Raw genomic sequence first — 16,291 nt, forward strand, 5'->3', positions numbered from 1 at the left:
GCAAGTTCTACGCGCTGCCGCAGGCGCCGCAGCAGTTCAAGCAGCTGATCATGGTGTCGGGCTTCGACAAGTACTTCCAGATCGCGCCGTGCTTCCGCGACGAGGATCCGCGCGCCGACCGCTCGCCCACCGACTTCTACCAGCTCGACCTCGAGATGTCGTTCGTCGAGCAGCAGGACGTGTTCGACACCGTCTCGCCGGTGATCGCGGGCGTGTTCGAGGAGTTCGGCGGCGGCAAGGTCGTGGACGCGCCCGAGACCTGGCCGCAGATCCCCTATGCCGAGGCGCTGGAAAAGTACGGCACCGACAAGCCGGACCTGCGCAACCCGATCGAGATGCAGGTGGTGAGCGAGCATTTCCGCGGCTCGGGCTTCGCGATCTTCGCCAAGCTGCTCGAGCAGGACGGCACGCAGATCCGCGCCATCCCCGCGCCGGGCGGTGGCAGCCGCAAGTTCTGCGACCGGATGAACGCCTTCGCCCAGAAAGAGGGCCTGCCGGGGATGGGCTACATTTTCTGGCGCGATCAGGGTGAAGGGATCGAGGCCGCCGGCCCGCTGGCCAAGAACATCGGCCCCGAGCGCACAGAGGCGATCCGCCAGCAGCTGGGCCTGGGCGTCGGCGACGCCGCGTTCTTCCTGGGCGGCAAGCCGGCGAGCTTCGAGCGCGTGGCGGCGCGGGCCCGCGACACGATCGGCGCCGAGCTGGGCCACGTGGACGAGAACCGTTTCGCCTTTGCCTGGATCGTCGATTTCCCGATGTACGAGGCGGACGAGGAATCGGGCGCCATCGACTTCAGCCACAACCCGTTCTCGATGCCGCAGGGCGGGATGGACGCGCTGTCGGGCGATCCGCTGGGCGTGAAGGGCTTCCAGTACGACCTGGCGTGCAACGGCTACGAGCTGGTCAGCGGCGCGATCCGGAACCACCGCCCCGAGATCATGTTCAAGGCCTTCGAACTGGCCGGCTACGGCGAGGACGAGGTGCGCAAGCGCTTCGGCGGGATGGTCAACGCGTTCCGCTTCGGCGCGCCGCCGCACGGCGGGTGCGCGGCCGGCATCGACCGGATCGTGATGCTGCTGGCGGGGACGTCGAACATCCGCGAGGTCATCATGTTCCCGATGAACCAGCGCGCCGAGGACCTGATGATGAACGCGCCCAGCGAGCCGACGAGCGACCAGCTGATGGAGCTGGGCCTGCGCGTGATCCCGCAGGAGTAACAGGGCTCGCCACCGCGACCGGAAACAGGAACGGGCGAGCGCCGTTGCGCATCGCCCGTTTTTCGTGCGCGACCGGCACCGGTCCGCAGAGGTCAGATCGCCGCGCGCTGCGCCAGCCGGTCCTGCACCAGCGCCGTCACCTGCGCCAGTTCGGGCATGCCCGGTTCGCGCCGCTTGCGCGCCTCGGCCAGGCTGATGGCGGCGGAATACAGCATGTCGTCGCCGGCGCTGCGCGCCACGCCCGACAGGAACTGCGCCACGTAGTCGACGGTGGAGCCGTCCGTCGCCTCGAGGATGTCGGCGGCATGAGCCATGTCGTCGCGGTAGGCGACCGGGTCGGGGTCCACCGCGTCGCGGCAGACGACGCGCGGGCCGGGCGGGTGGCGTTCGGCCGGCAGCACCTTTAGCACCGCCTGCTGGAACGCGCCGACCGAGGCGATCGGTTTGGCCAGGAAGCCGTCGGCGCCGGCGGCGAGCGCCACCTCCTCGCCGAAGCTGTCGCCCGAGGTGCCCAGGATCACGTCGACCCGCGGGACCGCGGCGGCGAGCTCGGCGATGAGCTCGGCGCCCGAGCCGTCGGGCAGGCCGAGGTCGATGATCACCGCGCTGGGGCGGTAGACCTTGAGGTGCCGCTTGGCCGAGGCGATGCAGTCCGCCCGCCGGATCCGCGCGCCCGAGCGCAGGCACAGAAGGCGCATCGCGTCGCAGGCGAACCGGCTGTCCTCGACGACCAGGACGGTCAGCCCCAGCAGCGGCCGCGATGCGGTGGGCCGCAGATGTGCGTAGAGTTGATCTGTCTTGTCCATGTTCCCTCCATGGGCGGTACGAATCGACTTTGCGCAGGCATGGCTAACAAGCGGTTAAAGGACGCACCGGACTTGCCGCGCGGGGGCCGAAAGGGCCATATGCGCCACGAATGCAGCCACGGAGTGCCCCATGATCGGCCGCCTGAACCATGTCGCCATCGCCGTCCCCGATCTCGACGCCGCCGCCGCCCAGTACCGCGACGCGCTGGGCGCCAGAGTCGGCGCGCCGCAGGACGAGCCGGATCACGGCGTGACGGTGGTGTTCATCGAGCTGCCCAACACCAAGATCGAGCTGCTGCACCCGCTGGGCGACGACAGCCCGATCGCGGCATTCCTCGAGAAAAACCCCTCGGGCGGGATGCACCACGTCTGCTACGAGGTGGACGACATCATCGCCGCGCGCGACCACCTGAAGGGCACCGGCGCGCGGGTGCTGGGCAGCGGAGAGCCGAAGATCGGCGCGCACGGCAAGCCCGTGCTGTTCCTGCACCCGAAGGATTTCAACGGCTGCCTGATCGAACTGGAGCAAGTCTGATGGGTATCACGTCCGGAGCGGTTCTCTTCGCGGTCATCTGGTTCATGACCTTCCTCTGCGTCATCCCGCTGCGGCTGCAGACGCAGGGCGACCTGGGCAAGATCGTGCCCGGCACCCATGCCGGCAGCCCCGAGGTGCATAACCTCAAGCGCAAGGCGTGGCTGACGACGGCGATCTCGGCCGTGCTGTGGGTCATCATCGCCGGGGTGATCATCTCGGGCGTGATCTCGGTCCGCGACATCGACGGCTGGATGTTCAACCGGATGGGCGGCAGCTGAGGCAGGCGGGGCCTCAGGCCCTGCCCGCCACCCGGTGGAACAGGTGCGTGAAGGTCGCGGCGCCCAGCACAGGCACGGCGAGGTTGATCACCGGGACCGTCAGCGGCACCGCCATCAGCACGCCTGCCGCCCAGATCGTCAGGACATGGCGCTTGCGCAGGGTCTTCGCCTGCGCGCGGCCGACGCGGCGCATGGCCGCCAGCGTGAAGTATTCCCGCCCCAGCAGGAAGCCGTTCAGCCCCCAGAAGATGAACGGCGCGAGGGGCGCCACGAAGAGATACAGCACCAGCGCCAGCGCGTTGGCCGCGATCAGCGTGGCGAAGAAGCCCAGTGAATCCATCACCTGGTCGCCCAGCGGCACCGCGTCGGCGCGGCCGGCGGCGGGGTAATACCGGTCCTCGACCGCCTGGGCCACGTCCTCGAGGAACAGCGAGGTGATGGCCGAGGCGACGGGGACCATCAGGAACACCGAAAGCAGCAGCATCAGCGGGATCGCGGCGATGCCGGCGGCGTTGTCGACCCACGTGACCGTGCCGATCCACGGCAGCGTCACCGCGTCGCCGACGAACAGCCCGACGCCCCAGACCACCAGCACGCAGGCGGCGACCAGCAGCGCCAGCGTCAGCCCGATACCGCGCCACAGCACCCGCCGGAACCGCGCGTCCGAGCCGAACTGCGACAGCGCGCGCAGGAAATCCGCCAAGATCATTCCGACATCCAGGTGGTGATCGCGTCGAGGTCCGGACGCGGGCGGTCGGGCGGCGTGGCGGTTGCGGTGCCGATGTGGATGAGGCCCGCGACGCGTTCCTGCGGTTCGAGCGACAGGGTCCGCTCGACGAAGGCGCGGTCGTGGCTGACCCAGCCGCTGATCCAGCTCGCCCCCCAGCCAGACGCCAGCGCGGCGTTCAGCAGCGACAGGCAGACCGCGCCGGCCGAGTAGGTCTGCTCGATCGCCGGGACCTTGTCGCTGTCGCGTGGGCTTTCGATCACCGCGACGCAGAGCGGGCTGTCGTCGAAGGGGGCACGGGCCTTGGCGATGTCCTCGTCGGGGCGGCCGAGTTCGATGGCGCGGGCAGCAGCGGCCTCGGCCAGGCGGGCCAGCGCGGCGCCGCGCAGCACGACGAAGCGCCACGGTTCCAGCTTGCCGTGGTCGGGGCTGCGGGCGGCCGCCGTCAGCAGCACGCGCAGCGCCTCGTCGTCGGGCGCGGGCGCGCGCAACATCTTGGCGGGGCGCGAGCGGCGGGTCAGCAGGAAGTCGATTGCGGCCTGGTTGGTGTCGGGCATGGGGGCTCCTGGTGCGGACGCCCTTATGTCATGCGCGGCCGCGCCGGAATCAACCGTGTTTCGCCGCGCGCCCGCCGGTCAGCGGCCGCGCGTGTAGACGCCCTCGGGCAGGGCGACGGCGGCGATCAGGTCCTTCATCTGGGTGATCGAAAGAGTGATCGACTGCGTCCGGTCGGTGCGCGGGTCGTATTGCTGGACGGTCACGCATTCCTCGAAGGTCGAGACGATGACGTCCTCCTGAAGGCGCGTCTCGCCCTCGTCCACGAGGGTCACGATGGTGGCGTCGAAGTCGTGCTCGATGCTGAACATGGGGCCAGCCTAGCGGGCCGCGCAGGCGCTTGGAAGCCCTCAGGCGATGCGCCGGGCGGCGCCGCGCCTGACCCGCCGGCGGTGCAGCGCATACAGCGCGGGCGCGGCCGCGTGGTCGTAGAGCACGCGCGCCACCGGCGCCACGACGGGCAGGCGCACCAGCCGTGCGAGCCAGCGCAGGCGGGGAATGCGGTCCCACAGCAGCGCGAAGGCATCGATGCCGTCGACCAGCCGGCCATCTTCCATGACATGAAACCGCCGTGCCGCGTCCCGCGTTGTCAGTCCGTAACGCGCAAGGTCGCCCTCGCTGAGGCCGCGAAAGGCGACCGGCAGCGCGTCGCGCCGCGCCGCCCGCTTGTAGCCCGCCACCTCGCGGGCGCAGATCGGGCAGGTGTCATTGTATATCACGGTGATGTCTTCCATGGCTGAGAAGCTAGATCCCGCCGCCACACCGCCAAGTGACCGGCCATGACTGGCGACGCCGTGCCGCAGGCCCTAGAACCGGACAAACACCAACAGGAGGTTTCATGCTTCGCGTCCTGATCCTTGCCTTCATGACCCTGGGCGCCTGCGCCCCGGTCGCCATCGACGTCCAGGGCGGGCCGCGCCCCTTGCCGCAGCCGGTGTCGCAGCCCTCGGGCGCGCCGCTGAGCGCGTCTCAGGCCGCGCGCCAGTTCGTGCGCGTCGCCGAGACGGTCGAGCCGGTGGCCGAGGCCGAGTGCCGCCGCTACGCGCCCCGGCTGAACTGCGATTTCCTGATCGTGGTCGACGATCGCCCCGGCCAGCCGCCCAACGCCTTCCAGACGCTGGACAGCACCGGACGGCCGATCCTGGCCTTCAACCTGGGCCTGATCAACGCGGTCGAGAACGCAGACGAGCTCGCCTTCGTCATGGGCCACGAGGCCGCGCACCACGTGCTCGACCACCTCACCCAGCAGCGCAACAACGCCACCGTGGGCGCGGCGGTGCTGTCGGGGCTGGCCACCGTCAGCGGGGCGTCCGACGTCTACGTGCGCGAGGCCGGCCGGCTCGGCGCCACCGTGGGCGCGCGGACCTACTCGAAGGATTTCGAGCTCGAGGCCGACCAGCTGGGCACGATCATCACCGCGCGCGCCGGCTTCGACCCGGTCAACGGGGCCGAGTTCTTCACCCGGCTGCCGGATCCCGGCAACCGCTTCCTGGGCACGCACCCGCCCAACGCGGCGCGCATGGACATCGTGCGACGCACCGCCTCGCAGCTTTGAACGGGTGCCTTTGAGAAAAACGGCCGCGATGTCCACGCGGCCGGTTCTTTTCAGGAGGCGTGGCGCTAAGGCTCAGTCGCGGGTGCGCAGGTTGCGCGCCGATTCCTTGATCGCGTGGTACTGGCCCGACGGGCGGAAGCGCCACAGGTAGTCGGGGATCACGGCCTCGATCGCGGTGGGGGTGATGCCCAGCGTCTGCAGGTCCCGGGCACCCGGAGATACGATGTTGTCGTTGCGCAGGTTGCGCACCTGGTCGGCGGTGATCGGCGCCGGGATCAGCCCGCCGCTGCCCCGCGAGACCAGGTCCGCCGCGCCGCCCATGACCGAGGCGACCGGGAACGGGATGTTCACGATCATCCGCCGGCGGCGGATCACCGTCAGCATGTGCTGCATCAACTCGCGGAAGGTGTTCACGTCCGGGCCGCCCAGCTCGTAGATGCCGCCCGGGGCGCGCCCGGTGGCGCCCTCGACCGCGGCGCGGGCCACGTCGTCGGCATAGACCGGCTGGAACTTCGTGTTCGCACCCACCAGCGGCAGCGCCGGGCTGAGGCGCGTCATCGCGGCGAAGCGGTTGAAGAACTGGTCCTCGGGCCCGAAGACGACCGACGGGCGCAGGATCATCGCGTTCGGCTGATGCTTCAGAACGCCGGCCTCGCCCGCGGCCTTGCTGCGCGCATAGAGGCTGGTCGACCGCTCGTCCGCGCCGATGGCCGAGATCTGCACCAGCGTCGCGATCCCTGCCTCGGCCGAGAGCCGCGCGATGCGGGTCGCGCCCTTGTCCTGCACGGCGCCGAAGTTGTTCTTGCCGTGGGCGTCGAAGGTGCCGACGCAGTTCACCACCGCGTTGGCGCCCTGCAGCACGGCGCGCACCGAACCATCGTCGCGGATGTTGCAGAACACCGGCTCGACCTGGCCGACCACGCCGTAGGGGCGCACGAACAGCGCCTCGTTCGGGCGCCGGACGGCGACGCGCACGCGCCAGCCCTCCTTGGCCATGCGCCGCGCGATGTAGCGCCCGACAAAGCCGGACCCCCCGAAGATCGTCACCAGCTTCGACATCCGGATTCGTCCCCTGAACACAATTCGCCCCCTAGCTACCGGCGCGCGCCGCGCGTCGCAAGGTGCCCGGACGCCGCGTGCAGAATCCGTGTGGATCGCGGCGCCGAAGGTGACGTCGGAGCAGCGCGAAAAACCGTGTTGACACCCCCAGCGCCGCGCCTTAAACGCCGCCTCACGCAACCTGCCCAGGTGGCGGAATTGGTAGACGCGCTGGCTTCAGGTGCCAGTGATCGAAAGGTCGTGGAGGTTCGAGTCCTCTCCTGGGCACCATTTCCCCGCAGAACGATAAAGTGATTGTTGCCAGCAGCTTGGCTGGTGGCTCGGTGCGCGTCGTGCAGCGCGCATGGCAGGGTCGCGTCCGCGTCGGCTTGAAAATTCGCACCGCGCCGCCCAGTGTAACCGCAGGCGAGGACGACCTTGCCCGACCTGAAACGGTCAGCACGCGGGACGGCCCGAGGACAGACCGGAGCCCCATCATGCGCAGCACCGCCGACCGGATTCGCCAAGCCGTCAGTTTCGAGATCATCGGCCTGCTCATCGTCACGCCGCTGTTCGCGTGGCTGTTCGATCACCCGATGGCCGACATGGGGCTGCTGGCGGCGCTGGGCGCCACTGCGGCGACCACGTGGAACTACGTCTTCAACCTCGCCTTCGACCATGCGTTGCTGTGGCGGCGCGGGACGGCGCGCAAGACGCTGCCGCTGCGCTTCCTGCATGCCGCTCTGTTCGAGGTGACGCTGCTGGTGATCCTGCTGCCGCTCTTTGCCTGGTGGCTGGGCGTGTCGCTGGTCGAGGCGCTGGTGATGGAATTCGCCTTCGCGGCCTTCTACATGGGCTACGCGTTCGTGTTCACCTGGGGCTACGACACGCTTTTCCCGCCGGAACGGAAGGCCGCGACCTGACGCCGGGACAGCGATGCGGCCAACCGCTTGATACCGCCGCGCAAAGACCCGATGTCAGGGCGGTCTCCGAGCCCCGGAAGAATGGATTTCATTATGCCTGCACTGTCGATACTCGAGCTTGGACGCGTGCGTCAGGGAAGCGACCGGCGCACCGCGCTGGACGAGGCGCGGGCGCTGGCGCGTCACGCCGAGGACCTGGGCTATCGCCGGTTCTGGGTGGCCGAGCATCATAACATGCCGACCGTGACCACCGCGGCGACGGCGCTGGTGATCCAGCACATCGCGGCCGGCACGACCTCGATCCGCGTGGGTGCCGGGGGCATCATGCTGCCAAACCACGCGCCCTACGTGATCGCCGAGCAGTTCGGCACGCTCGAGACGCTGTTTCCCGGGCGCATCGACCTGGGCCTGGGCCGCGCGCCGGGCACCGACCAGATGACGCTGCAGGCGCTGCGGCGCGATCCGCGCAACGCCAACAATTTCCCGCAGGACGTGCTGGAGCTTCAGGCCTTCCTGGGACCCGTGCAGCCCGGCCAGGCGATCGAGGCGGTGCCCGGCTCGGGCACCAACGTGCCGCTGTGGATCCTGGGGTCCAGCACTTTCGGCGCGCAGTTGGCGGCCGAGTTGGGACTGCCCTACGGTTTCGCGTCGCATTTCGCGCCGCAGGCGCTGGACGTGGCGCTGGGCATCTATCGCGAACGCTTCAAGCCGTCCGAGCAGCTGCAGGCGCCGCACGCGGTGGTAGGCGTCAACGTGATCGCCGCCGACACCGACGACGAGGCGCGCAGGCTGGCGACCTCGCAGCAGATGTCCTTCGTGGGGATGGTGCGCGGCAAGCGCGGGCTGATGCAGCCGCCGATCGACGACATCGACAGCTACTGGACCCCGCACGAGAAGGCGCAGGCGTCGCAGATGCTGGCCTGCAGCGTGGTCGGCAGCCCCGACACCGTGCGCGAGGGGCTGCGCCAGCTGGTTTCGCGGACGCAGGCGGACGAGCTGATGATCGTCTCGGACGTCTTCGATCCCGAGAAACGGCGCAAGTCGTTCGGGATCATCGCCGACGTGATGGCCTGAGGATCAGGCCGGGATCAGGCGGGGCGGGCAGCCTTCTTCGCCCGCCGCAGCAGCATGTCGCGCTTCACCTTGCCCAGCCGGTCGAAATACATCTGGCCGTCGAGGTGGTCGATCTGGTGCTGCACGCTGGTGGCCCACAGGCCGACGAAGTCCTTCTCGACCGCCATGCCCTGTTCGTCGAGATAGGCGACCGTCACAGCCCGGGGCCGCTCGATCACGGCCGAGACTCCGGGCAGATTGGGCGAGGCCTCGTCATAGCTGCGGGGCTGGACGCTGGCATGCAGCACGCGCGGGTTGGCCATGCGGACCGCCTGGCCGCGCGTCTCGGACGCATCGACCACCGCCAGCCGCAGGCCGACGCCGATCTGCGGCGCGGCCAGGCCCACGCCCGGCATCGCCTCCATCGTGTCGACCATGTCGTCCCAGAGGGCGCGGATTTCGTCGGTGATGGCCTCGACCGGTGCTGCGGGTGTGCGCAGGCGCTTGTCGGGCCACGGGATGCAGCGCCGGACGCTCACCCGCGGGCGGCCTCGTAGTCGGACAGAAGCCCGTCGCGCTCGGCGGCCGAGAGGTGGTCGAAATGCATCCGCCCGTCGAGGTGATCGAGCTCGTGCAGGGCGACGCGGGCCTCTGCGCCCGACAGGGCGACGCGCTGCTCGGCGCCGTTCTCGTCGGTGTAGCCCAGCGTCACGTCGGTCGAGCGGGCGACGCGCGCCTCGACCCCGGGCACCGACAGGCAGCCTTCGGCCCCGGTGGCCTGCGTCTGGGCGCGCGACAGGATGTGCGGGTTGATGCAGGCGCGCGGCGTGGGCGTGCCGTCCTTCCAGCCCGCATCCATCACGAAGATGCGCTTGAGCACGCCCACCTGCGGACCGGCGAGGCCGCGGCCGGGCGCGTCGTACATGGTGTCGAACATGTCGGCGATCAGGTCGTGCAGGTCGTCGCCCTCCTGCACCGGGGCGCAGGGTTGCGACAGGCGCGGATCGGGCCACAGCAGGATCGGCAGGACGCTCATGCGCGGGCCCTTTCCTTCTTCAGCTTGACCATCTTGCGGGTGATCATCTGGCGTTTCAACGGCTTGAGGTAGTCGATGAACAGCTTGCCGTCGAGATGGTCGATCTCGTGCTGGATGCAGGTCGCCCAGAGTCCGCCGAAGCCCTCGCGCTGCGTGTTGCCGTCGCGGTCCAGCCACTCGACCTCGACCTCGGCGGGACGCTCGACATCGGCGTACTGGTCCGGGATCGACAGGCAGCCTTCCTCGTAGACGTTGCGCTCGTCCGAGGCGGCGATCACGCGCGGGTTGATCATCACCAGCGGGCGCGGCTCGGCCGCCGCGTCCTTGACGCAGTCCAGCACGATCACGCGGGTCATCACGCCCAGCTGCGGCGCGGCCAGCCCGATGCCCGGCGCGTCGTACATGGTTTCGAGCATGTCGTCGGCCAGCACGCGCAGGTCGTCCGTGACGTCGCCCACGGGCGCGCAGACCTTCTTGAGCCGCGGATCGGGGTGGATGAGGATCGGCCGTATCATGGCGCTTCACTTAGGTGAACCGACCCGGTCGCGCAAGCGCGGGCCTTGCGCCTGACGACCAGCCCGTTAGCTTGCGCGCGCAAGGCAGAGCACGAGGATCCCATGAGCCCCTTCGACGAAGAAATCGACCGTCACGGCACGCATTCCATGAAGTGGGACATGATGGAGCCGATCTACGGCGTGCCGGCGTCGGACGGGCTGTCGATGTGGGTCGCCGACATGGATTTCCGCCCGCCCGACTGCGTGCAGGACGCGGTCGAGCGCATGGCCGCGCACGGCATCTACGGCTATTTCGGCGACGACGCGGCCTACAAGGACGCGATCCGCTGGTGGATGGCCGAGCGCCACGGCTGGGAGGTTCAGGCCGACTGGATCCTGACCACCAACGGGCTGGTGAACGGCGTCGGGCTGTGCGTCGACGCCTACACCGATCCCGGCGACGGCGTCGTGTTGATGACGCCGGTCTACCACGCCTTCGCCCGCGTCGTCGCGGCGGCGGACCGACAGGTGATCGAATGCCCGCTGGCGCTGGACGACGGCCGCTACGCGATGGATTTCGACGCGTGGGAGGCGATGCTGCCCGACAACGCGAAGATGCTGGTGCTGTGCTCGCCGCACAACCCCGGCGGCCGTGTCTGGACCGCGGACGAGTTGCGCGGCGTCGCCGATTTTTGCCGCCGCCACGACCTGATCCTGGTCTCGGACGAAATCCACCACGACCTGGTGATGCCCGGCCGGCGCCACGTGCCGATGCCGCTGGCGGCGCCCGACATCACCGACCGGCTGGTGATGATGAGCGCGACGACCAAGACCTTCAACATCGCCGGCGCCCACGTGGGCAACGTGATCATCCCCGACGAGGGCCTGCGCAAGCGGTTCTCGAAGAAGATGATGGCGCTGGGCATCTCGCCGAACTCGTTCGGGCTGCACATGGCCACCGCCGCCTATTCGCCCGAGGGGGCCGCCTGGGTCGACGACCTTTGCGCCTATCTCGACGGCAACCGGAAGATCTTTGACGACGCGATCGACTCGGTCCCCGGGCTGAAATCCATGCCGCTCGAGGCGACGTACCTCGCCTGGGTCGACTTCTCGGGCACGGGCATGGACCCGAAGGAATTCACCCGCCGCGTCGAGGGCGACGCCCGGATCGCGGTCAACCACGGCCCCACCTTCGGCAAGGGCGGCGAAAGCTTCCTGCGCTTCAACCTGGCCACCCCGCGCGCCAAGGTCGAAGAGGCGGCGGAGCGGGTGAAAAAGGCCTTCGGCGACCTGCAATAAGGGGGCGGTCGCCATGCGCGTGATCTTCATGGGCAGTCCCGATTTCTCGGTGCCGGTTCTGGACGCGCTAGCCGAGGCCGGGCACGAGATCGCCTGCGTTTACTGCCAGCCGCCCCGCCCCGCCGGGCGCGGCAAGAAGGATCGACCCACGCCCGTGCAGGCGCGCGCCGAGGCGCTGGGCCTGCCCGTCCTGCACCCGAAATCGCTGAAGGGCGCCGAGGAACAGGCCGCCTTCGCCGCGCTCGATGCCGATGTGGCGGTGGTGGTTGCCTACGGGCTGATCCTGCCGCAGCCGGTGCTGGACGCGCCGCGCCACGGGTGTCTCAACATCCACGCCTCGCTGCTGCCGCGCTGGCGTGGCGCCGCGCCGATCCACCGCGCGGTGATGGCCGGCGACGCGGAAACCGGCGTGTGCATCATGCAGATGGAGTCGGGGCTCGACACCGGGCCGGTGCTGGTTCGCGAGGCGACGCCGATCGGCGAGAGTGACACGACCGGCGCGCTGCACGACCGGCTGTCCGGCATGGGCGCGCGGCTGATCGTCGACGCGCTGGGGCGGCTGGACACGCTGACGCCTGTGCCCCAGCCGGACGAGGGCGTGCTCTACGCCGACAAGATCGCCAAGGCCGAGGCGGCGATCGACTGGACCCGCCCGGCCGACCAGATCGCGCGCCAGATCCGCGGCCTGTCGCCCTTTCCGGGCGCCTGGACCACGCATGACGAGACGCGGATCAAGCTGCTGGACGCGCGCGCGACGGACGGGGACGGCAAGCCCGGCACGGTGATCGAGCGTTTCACCATCGCCTGCGGCGAGGGCGCCGTGAGGGTCCTGCGCGCGCAGCGGGCGGGCAAGGGACCGCAGGACGCGGAAACCTTTCTGCTGGGCTACCCGTTAAAGGCCGGAGACACGCTGGGCTGACGCAATGCGTGCATGAGCGCACAGAAGCCGCGCGGTGCGCGGTGTTTTCTGCATCTGCGCGAAACGCTACGTCGGAAAGGCAAGCGCAGGAGGCACCCCGATGGGACAACTGATCGACGGCATCTGGCACGACCAATGGTACGACACCAAGTCGACCGGCGGCAAATTCGTCCGCTCGACCTCGAAGTTCCGCAACTGGATCACCCCCGACGGCGCGCCCGGCCCCTCGGGAGAGGGCGGGTTCGAAGCCGAGGCGGGGCGCTACCACCTCTACGTCGCGCTGGCCTGCCCGTGGGCGCACCGGGCGCTGGTCTTCCGCGCGCTCAAGGGCCTCGAGGAGATGATCGACGTCAGCGTCGTGCATCCCGACATGCTGGGCGACGGCTGGACCTTCTCGACCGACTACCCGGGTGCGACGGGCGACAGGCTCTATGACCTGCCGTTCCTGCGCGACATCTACATCAAGGCCGACCCCAAGGTGTCTGGCCGCGTGACGGTGCCGGTGCTGTGGGACAAGGAGCGCGAGACGATCGTCAGCAACGAAAGCGCCGAGATCATTCGCATGTTCAACGGCGCGTTCGACCACCTGACCGGCAACACCGACGATTTCTGGCCCGAGGCGCTGCACGACGCGATCGAGCCGGTGAACGCTCGGATCTACGACACGGTCAACAACGGCGTCTACAAGGCCGGCTTCGCCACCTCGCAGAAGGCCTACGACGAGGCGGTCGTGCCGCTGTTCGAGACGCTCGACTGGATCGAGGACCGGCTGGAGTGCAACCGCTACCTGATGGGCGAGCGGATCACCGAAGCCGACTGGCGGTTGTTCACCACGCTGATCCGGTTCGACAAGGTCTATCACGGGCACTTCAAGTGCAACCGCGCGCGGATCGTCGACTATCCGAACCTGTGGGGCTACCTGCGCGAGCTTTATCAGTGGCCCGGCGTTGCCGACACGGTGAACTTCGACCACATCGTGCGGCACTACCATTACAGCCACGAAACGGTGAACCCGCATCGGATCATCCCGATCGGTCCCGACCTCGACCTTCACGCGCCGCACCGGCGCGACCGGCTGCGGGCGGCCTGAAGCAGCCGCCCGCAAGGGTGATCAGAGGGGCGCGCCGTAGCGCTGGCCGTAGTGGTCGACCATCGCGGCCAGATCCTCGGGCTGGGTGCCGCTGGGCAGGAAGGCGCAGGCATTCGCGCTCATCCGGAAGATCGACCCGTCCGAAAAGAAGCTCGAGCTGGTGACGAAGATCACCCGCGCGTCCGGGCGGCGCACGGCGGCGTAATCCGACACCGCCATGGCGCTGCCGTCGTCCAGCTCCAGGTCCAGCACGATCACGCGCACGTCGTAGGCGCTGATCACGTCGATGGCCTGCTCGTCGGTATGCGCGACGCGGACATCGAAGCCCAGCCGCTGCATGTGGCGGCGCCAAAGATCCGCGAGCTTGCGGTCGCTTTCGACGATCAGAACCGTGTTCATCGTACCCCCCGCCCGAATGCGCCGTGCCTTGAGGCGGGCCGGCGAACGGCCGACGCGCAGACTTCGAGCTCTGTCTTTCGGATTTGCTTCAACTTCGTGAACAAATGATTAAGCCCACGTGCGCCCGCGGGCGCCCCGGCAAGGATCCGCCGGACGCTGCGCTTGCGCCGCCCGGCCCGCTTGATACCGTGCGCGGACCATCGAACTTACCTTGATCGGAGATGCCATGCGGTTCCTGACGTGCGCCTTCTCGGCGTTGATGCTGGTCAACGGCGCAAACGCGCAACCCGTTCCCTGCGGCGGAAATTTTGGCGATTTCGTCGCCGACCTGCAGGCCGAGGCCGAGCGCCAGGGCTTTGCTCCGGAGGTCGCGCGGTCCTTCCTGTCCGGCGTTCGCCAGGACCCGGCGGTGCTGCAGGCCGACCAGCGGCAGGGTATCTTCCAGGATCCGTTCATCACGTTTTCGCGAAAGCTGATCAGCCAGTCGCGGCTGGATCGCGGCCGCCAGATGGCCGACCGCTACAACGCGATCTTCGACGAGATCGAGCGCCGCTACGGCATCTCGCGCGGGGTGCTGCTGGCCTTCTGGGCGTTCGAGACGGATTACGGTGCGGTGCAGGGCGACTACAACACGCTCAACGCGCTGGTCACGCTGGCGCATGATTGCCGCCGCCCCGAGATATTCCGCCCGCAGATCTTCGCCGCGCTGGCGCTGTACGCACGCGGCGATTTCGACCCCGCCACCACCACCGGCGCCTGGGCCGGCGAGATCGGGCAGGTGCAGATGCTGCCCAAGGACATCCTCGAGAACGGCCAGGACGCCGACGGCGACGGGCGCGTGACGCTCAAGACCTCGGCGCCCGACGCGCTGATGTCGGGGGCCGCGATGCTGTCCGACCTCGGCTGGCGCCACGGCGAGCCCTGGCTGCAGGAGGTCGAGCTGCCGCAGGATTTCGACTGGTACGACACCGGCGTGCACACCACCAAGACCGTCGCCGAGTGGGAGCGCCTGGGCGTCCGCGCGCGCGACGGCCGGCTGGATGACGGGCGGCTCGAGGCGTCGATCGTGATCCCGCAGGGCCGCTTTGGCCCGGCCTTCATCGCCTACCCGAACTTCCGGGTGTTCTTCGAGTGGAACCAGAGCTTCACCTACGTCCTGACCGCCGCCTACTTCGCCACGCGGATCGAGGGCGCGCCGGTCTACGACGCCGGCGACCCGGAGCCGGGCCTGTCGGGCGAGCAGATGCGGACGCTGCAGGAAAGGCTGCAGGCGCGCGGCTATGACGTGGGCGGCGCCGACGGCATCCTGGGCGCCGGCACCCGCGATGCGGTGCGCGAGGTGCAGCGCGAACTGGGCCTGCCCGCCGATGCCTGGCCGACCCCTGACCTGCTGAACCGGCTTTGACCGGGGCGGCGGCTCGGGATTACGCGAACGCGGTGTAGACCCAGAGCGCAAGCGCGAGCCAAGCGGCGACGACGAGGGCCGCCGCCACCCAGCCGCCGCGCGGGGGCGGCAGGGTCTCGGCCCTGCGGCGCAGGTCGCGCATGACGTCGTCCGGGATCAGCCATGCCGCCACGACCAGCCCCAGCGGCACGATCAGGATGTCGTCGAGCTGGCCGATCACCGGGATCGGGTCGGGGATGAGGTCGATGGGCGAGAGCGCGTAGGCCACCGTCGTCGCCGCCACGATCCGGGCCAGGCGCGGCACGCGCGGGTCCCGCGTGGCAAGCCACAGCGCCGTCACGTCGCGTTTCAGCCGGAGCGCCCAAGCCGACAGGCGTGCGCGCATCAGCCGATGATCTCGAACCGGGTGACGTCGACCATGCCGCGGTCGGTGATCTTCAGCGCGGGGATCACCGGCAGGGCGAGGAAGGCGAGCTGCAGGAACGGCTCTTCCAGCGTGACGCCCAGCGAGCGCGCGGCGGCGCGCAGCTCGACCAGCCGGTCGCGCACGGTCTCGAAGGGATCGAGGCTCATCAGCCCAGCCACCGGGAGCGCCAGCTCGGCCAGCACCGCGCCGCCCTTGGCGACGACGAAGCCGCCCTCGATTTCCCCCAGCCGCGTCGCGGCCCGCGCCATGTCGTCGTAGTCGACGCCGACGCAGGCGATGTTGTGGTGGTCGTGGCAGACGGTCGATGCGATCGCCCCCGCCTGCAGCCCGAAGCCGCGCACGAAGCCGCAGGCGATGTTGCCGTTCCTGCCGTGCCGCTCGATCACTGCGATGCGGGCGAGGTCGCGGGCCGGGTCCGGGCGCTTGTCGCCGTCCTCGATGGCGATCTCCTCGTGCAGGTGGTCGGTGAGGATCTGGCCGGGGCGGATGCCGATCACGTCGGTCTCGGTCCGGTTGCCGGTGGTGCGGAAGCTGG

General features: G+C 69.4%; 22 protein-coding genes and 1 tRNA gene. 11 read left to right on the forward strand and 12 right to left on the reverse strand.

All coding sequences use genetic code 11. The annotated features are described in order from the left end of the window. Window positions 1-1,217, forward strand: a 1,217-nt coding sequence (gene aspS / locus ACFDTC_RS10270) for an aspartate--tRNA ligase (protein ID WP_375258785.1), incomplete at its 5' end; no start/stop codon positions are given. Window positions 1,218-1,309: 92 nt separating this feature from the next. Here the strand turns inward: aspS and ACFDTC_RS10275 are convergent. Continuing rightward, window positions 1,310-2,023, reverse strand: a complete 714-nt coding sequence (locus ACFDTC_RS10275; RefSeq protein ID WP_375258786.1) for a response regulator — start codon at window positions 2,021-2,023, stop codon at window positions 1,310-1,312. Between the two features lie 130 nt (window positions 2,024-2,153). Here ACFDTC_RS10275 and mce point away from each other — a divergent pair, with 130 nt between their 5' ends. Beyond that, complete coding sequence (gene mce, locus ACFDTC_RS10280; protein WP_375258787.1) at window positions 2,154-2,558, forward strand: methylmalonyl-CoA epimerase; 405 nt, start codon at window positions 2,154-2,156, stop codon at window positions 2,556-2,558. Next, the gene (locus tag ACFDTC_RS10285) at window positions 2,558-2,836 is read left to right on the forward strand and encodes a DUF1467 family protein (protein ID WP_375258788.1); all 279 of its coding nucleotides are present in this window, start codon (window positions 2,558-2,560) and stop codon (window positions 2,834-2,836) included. The genes mce and ACFDTC_RS10285 overlap by 1 nt, the downstream gene beginning before the upstream one ends. Before the next feature lie 13 nt (window positions 2,837-2,849). Here ACFDTC_RS10285 and ACFDTC_RS10290 read toward each other — a convergent pair whose 3' ends face one another. The 4 genes from ACFDTC_RS10290 to ACFDTC_RS10305 form a co-directional block, all read right to left on the reverse strand. Continuing rightward, window positions 2,850-3,545 (reverse strand): EI24 domain-containing protein, encoded by a 696-nt coding sequence (locus ACFDTC_RS10290; protein WP_375258789.1) that lies wholly within the window; start codon window positions 3,543-3,545, stop codon window positions 2,850-2,852. Then, window positions 3,542-4,120: a nitroreductase gene (locus ACFDTC_RS10295; RefSeq protein WP_375258790.1), complete on the reverse strand. Its 579-nt coding sequence runs from the start codon at window positions 4,118-4,120 to the stop codon at window positions 3,542-3,544. Before ACFDTC_RS10295 ends, ACFDTC_RS10290 begins: the two co-directional genes overlap by 4 nt. Before the next feature lie 78 nt (window positions 4,121-4,198). Continuing rightward, the gene (locus ACFDTC_RS10300) at window positions 4,199-4,429 is read right to left on the reverse strand and encodes a hypothetical protein (protein ID WP_375258791.1); all 231 of its coding nucleotides are present in this window, start codon (window positions 4,427-4,429) and stop codon (window positions 4,199-4,201) included. Window positions 4,430-4,468: 39 nt separating this feature from the next. Beyond that, a complete protein-coding gene (locus tag ACFDTC_RS10305; RefSeq protein ID WP_375258792.1) occupies window positions 4,469-4,852 on the reverse strand; it encodes a thiol-disulfide oxidoreductase DCC family protein in 384 nt (127 codons plus the stop codon). A 104-nt stretch (window positions 4,853-4,956) separates the two neighbouring features. On the opposite strand from ACFDTC_RS10305, the gene ACFDTC_RS10310 reads away from it, so the two are divergent. After that, a complete protein-coding gene (locus ACFDTC_RS10310; protein WP_375258793.1) occupies window positions 4,957-5,673 on the forward strand; it encodes a M48 family metallopeptidase in 717 nt (238 codons plus the stop codon). Between the two features lie 72 nt (window positions 5,674-5,745). Here the strand turns inward: ACFDTC_RS10310 and ACFDTC_RS10315 are convergent, their stop codons facing one another. After that, entirely contained in the window at window positions 5,746-6,732 is a 987-nt protein-coding gene (locus ACFDTC_RS10315; protein ID WP_375258794.1) for a complex I NDUFA9 subunit family protein, read from the reverse strand. Window positions 6,733-6,915: 183 nt separating this feature from the next. Here ACFDTC_RS10315 and ACFDTC_RS10320 point away from each other — a divergent pair. From ACFDTC_RS10320 to ACFDTC_RS10330, 3 genes are all read left to right on the forward strand, one after another. After that, a tRNA-Leu gene (locus tag ACFDTC_RS10320) sits at window positions 6,916-7,002 on the forward strand. 206 nt (window positions 7,003-7,208) lie between these two features. Beyond that, complete coding sequence (locus ACFDTC_RS10325; RefSeq protein WP_375258795.1) at window positions 7,209-7,634, forward strand: PACE efflux transporter; 426 nt, start codon at window positions 7,209-7,211, stop codon at window positions 7,632-7,634. A 93-nt stretch (window positions 7,635-7,727) separates the two neighbouring features. Continuing rightward, entirely contained in the window at window positions 7,728-8,708 is a 981-nt protein-coding gene (locus tag ACFDTC_RS10330) for an LLM class flavin-dependent oxidoreductase (protein ID WP_375258796.1), read from the forward strand. Window positions 8,709-8,722: 14 nt separating this feature from the next. Here the strand turns inward: ACFDTC_RS10330 and def (ACFDTC_RS10335) are convergent, their stop codons facing one another. Genes def (ACFDTC_RS10335) through def (ACFDTC_RS10345) form a run of 3 tightly spaced genes read right to left on the reverse strand, consistent with a single transcriptional unit; the run spans window position 8,723 to window position 10,238 of the window. After that, complete coding sequence (def, locus tag ACFDTC_RS10335) at window positions 8,723-9,226, reverse strand: peptide deformylase (protein WP_375258797.1); 504 nt, start codon at window positions 9,224-9,226, stop codon at window positions 8,723-8,725. Next, complete coding sequence (gene def, locus ACFDTC_RS10340) at window positions 9,223-9,723, reverse strand: peptide deformylase (RefSeq protein ID WP_375258798.1); 501 nt, start codon at window positions 9,721-9,723, stop codon at window positions 9,223-9,225. The genes def (ACFDTC_RS10335) and def (ACFDTC_RS10340) overlap by 4 nt, the downstream gene beginning before the upstream one ends. After that, window positions 9,720-10,238: a peptide deformylase gene (def, locus tag ACFDTC_RS10345; protein WP_375258799.1), complete on the reverse strand. Its 519-nt coding sequence runs from the start codon at window positions 10,236-10,238 to the stop codon at window positions 9,720-9,722. The genes def (ACFDTC_RS10340) and def (ACFDTC_RS10345) overlap by 4 nt, the downstream gene beginning before the upstream one ends. 102 nt (window positions 10,239-10,340) lie before the next feature. On the opposite strand from def (ACFDTC_RS10345), the gene ACFDTC_RS10350 reads away from it, so the two are divergent. From ACFDTC_RS10350 to ACFDTC_RS10360, 3 genes are all read left to right on the forward strand, one after another. After that, window positions 10,341-11,516, forward strand: a complete 1,176-nt coding sequence (locus ACFDTC_RS10350) for a MalY/PatB family protein (RefSeq protein WP_375258800.1) — start codon at window positions 10,341-10,343, stop codon at window positions 11,514-11,516. Window positions 11,517-11,529: 13 nt separating this feature from the next. Continuing rightward, a complete protein-coding gene (fmt, locus tag ACFDTC_RS10355; protein WP_375258801.1) occupies window positions 11,530-12,435 on the forward strand; it encodes a methionyl-tRNA formyltransferase in 906 nt (301 codons plus the stop codon). A gap of 100 nt (window positions 12,436-12,535) precedes the next feature. Next, a complete protein-coding gene (locus tag ACFDTC_RS10360) occupies window positions 12,536-13,525 on the forward strand; it encodes a glutathione S-transferase family protein (RefSeq protein WP_375258802.1) in 990 nt (329 codons plus the stop codon). A 21-nt stretch (window positions 13,526-13,546) separates the two neighbouring features. Here ACFDTC_RS10360 and ACFDTC_RS10365 read toward each other — a convergent pair whose 3' ends face one another. Beyond that, entirely contained in the window at window positions 13,547-13,924 is a 378-nt protein-coding gene (locus ACFDTC_RS10365) for a response regulator (RefSeq protein ID WP_375258803.1), read from the reverse strand. 226 nt (window positions 13,925-14,150) lie between these two features. Here ACFDTC_RS10365 and ACFDTC_RS10370 point away from each other — a divergent pair, with 226 nt between their 5' ends. Then, window positions 14,151-15,329, forward strand: a complete 1,179-nt coding sequence (locus ACFDTC_RS10370) for a lytic murein transglycosylase (RefSeq protein ID WP_375258804.1) — start codon at window positions 14,151-14,153, stop codon at window positions 15,327-15,329. Between the two features lie 19 nt (window positions 15,330-15,348). Here ACFDTC_RS10370 and ACFDTC_RS10375 read toward each other — a convergent pair whose 3' ends face one another. Beyond that, a complete protein-coding gene (locus tag ACFDTC_RS10375; RefSeq protein WP_375258805.1) occupies window positions 15,349-15,714 on the reverse strand; it encodes a YkvA family protein in 366 nt (121 codons plus the stop codon). After that, the coding region (locus ACFDTC_RS10380) for an adenine deaminase C-terminal domain-containing protein (protein WP_375258806.1) at window positions 15,714-16,291 on the reverse strand (578 nt) is incomplete at its 5' end. The genes ACFDTC_RS10375 and ACFDTC_RS10380, both read right to left, overlap by 1 nt.

Origin of the sequence: Citreimonas sp., from assembly GCF_042096055.1 — a bacterium.
GTDB lineage: Bacteria > Pseudomonadota > Alphaproteobacteria > Rhodobacterales > Rhodobacteraceae > Citreimonas.

Bases quoted from the DNA above. Each gene is read 5' to 3' on its own strand.
- fmt (WP_375258801.1), top strand. From the start codon at position 11,530: ATGCGCGTGATCTTCATGGGCAGTCCCGATTTCTCGGTGCCGGTTCTG.
- ACFDTC_RS10360 (WP_375258802.1), top strand. From the start codon at position 12,536: ATGGGACAACTGATCGACGGCATCTGGCACGACCAATGGTACGACACC.
- ACFDTC_RS10365 (WP_375258803.1), bottom strand. From the start codon at position 13,924: ATGAACACGGTTCTGATCGTCGAAAGCGACCGCAAGCTCGCGGATCTT.
- def (WP_375258798.1), bottom strand. From the start codon at position 9,723: ATGAGCGTCCTGCCGATCCTGCTGTGGCCCGATCCGCGCCTGTCGCAA.
- ACFDTC_RS10285 (WP_375258788.1), top strand. From the start codon at position 2,558: ATGGGTATCACGTCCGGAGCGGTTCTCTTCGCGGTCATCTGGTTCATG.
- ACFDTC_RS10310 (WP_375258793.1), top strand. From the start codon at position 4,957: ATGCTTCGCGTCCTGATCCTTGCCTTCATGACCCTGGGCGCCTGCGCC.
- ACFDTC_RS10325 (WP_375258795.1), top strand. From the start codon at position 7,209: ATGCGCAGCACCGCCGACCGGATTCGCCAAGCCGTCAGTTTCGAGATC.
- ACFDTC_RS10330 (WP_375258796.1), top strand. From the start codon at position 7,728: ATGCCTGCACTGTCGATACTCGAGCTTGGACGCGTGCGTCAGGGAAGC.
- ACFDTC_RS10305 (WP_375258792.1), bottom strand. From the start codon at position 4,852: ATGGAAGACATCACCGTGATATACAATGACACCTGCCCGATCTGCGCC.
- ACFDTC_RS10370 (WP_375258804.1), top strand. From the start codon at position 14,151: ATGCGGTTCCTGACGTGCGCCTTCTCGGCGTTGATGCTGGTCAACGGC.
- def (WP_375258799.1), bottom strand. From the start codon at position 10,238: ATGATACGGCCGATCCTCATCCACCCCGATCCGCGGCTCAAGAAGGTC.
- ACFDTC_RS10300 (WP_375258791.1), bottom strand. From the start codon at position 4,429: ATGTTCAGCATCGAGCACGACTTCGACGCCACCATCGTGACCCTCGTG.
- ACFDTC_RS10295 (WP_375258790.1), bottom strand. From the start codon at position 4,120: ATGCCCGACACCAACCAGGCCGCAATCGACTTCCTGCTGACCCGCCGC.
- ACFDTC_RS10350 (WP_375258800.1), top strand. From the start codon at position 10,341: ATGAGCCCCTTCGACGAAGAAATCGACCGTCACGGCACGCATTCCATG.
- ACFDTC_RS10275 (WP_375258786.1), bottom strand. From the start codon at position 2,023: ATGGACAAGACAGATCAACTCTACGCACATCTGCGGCCCACCGCATCG.
- ACFDTC_RS10290 (WP_375258789.1), bottom strand. From the start codon at position 3,545: ATGATCTTGGCGGATTTCCTGCGCGCGCTGTCGCAGTTCGGCTCGGAC.
- mce (WP_375258787.1), top strand. From the start codon at position 2,154: ATGATCGGCCGCCTGAACCATGTCGCCATCGCCGTCCCCGATCTCGAC.
- ACFDTC_RS10375 (WP_375258805.1), bottom strand. From the start codon at position 15,714: ATGCGCGCACGCCTGTCGGCTTGGGCGCTCCGGCTGAAACGCGACGTG.
- ACFDTC_RS10315 (WP_375258794.1), bottom strand. From the start codon at position 6,732: ATGTCGAAGCTGGTGACGATCTTCGGGGGGTCCGGCTTTGTCGGGCGC.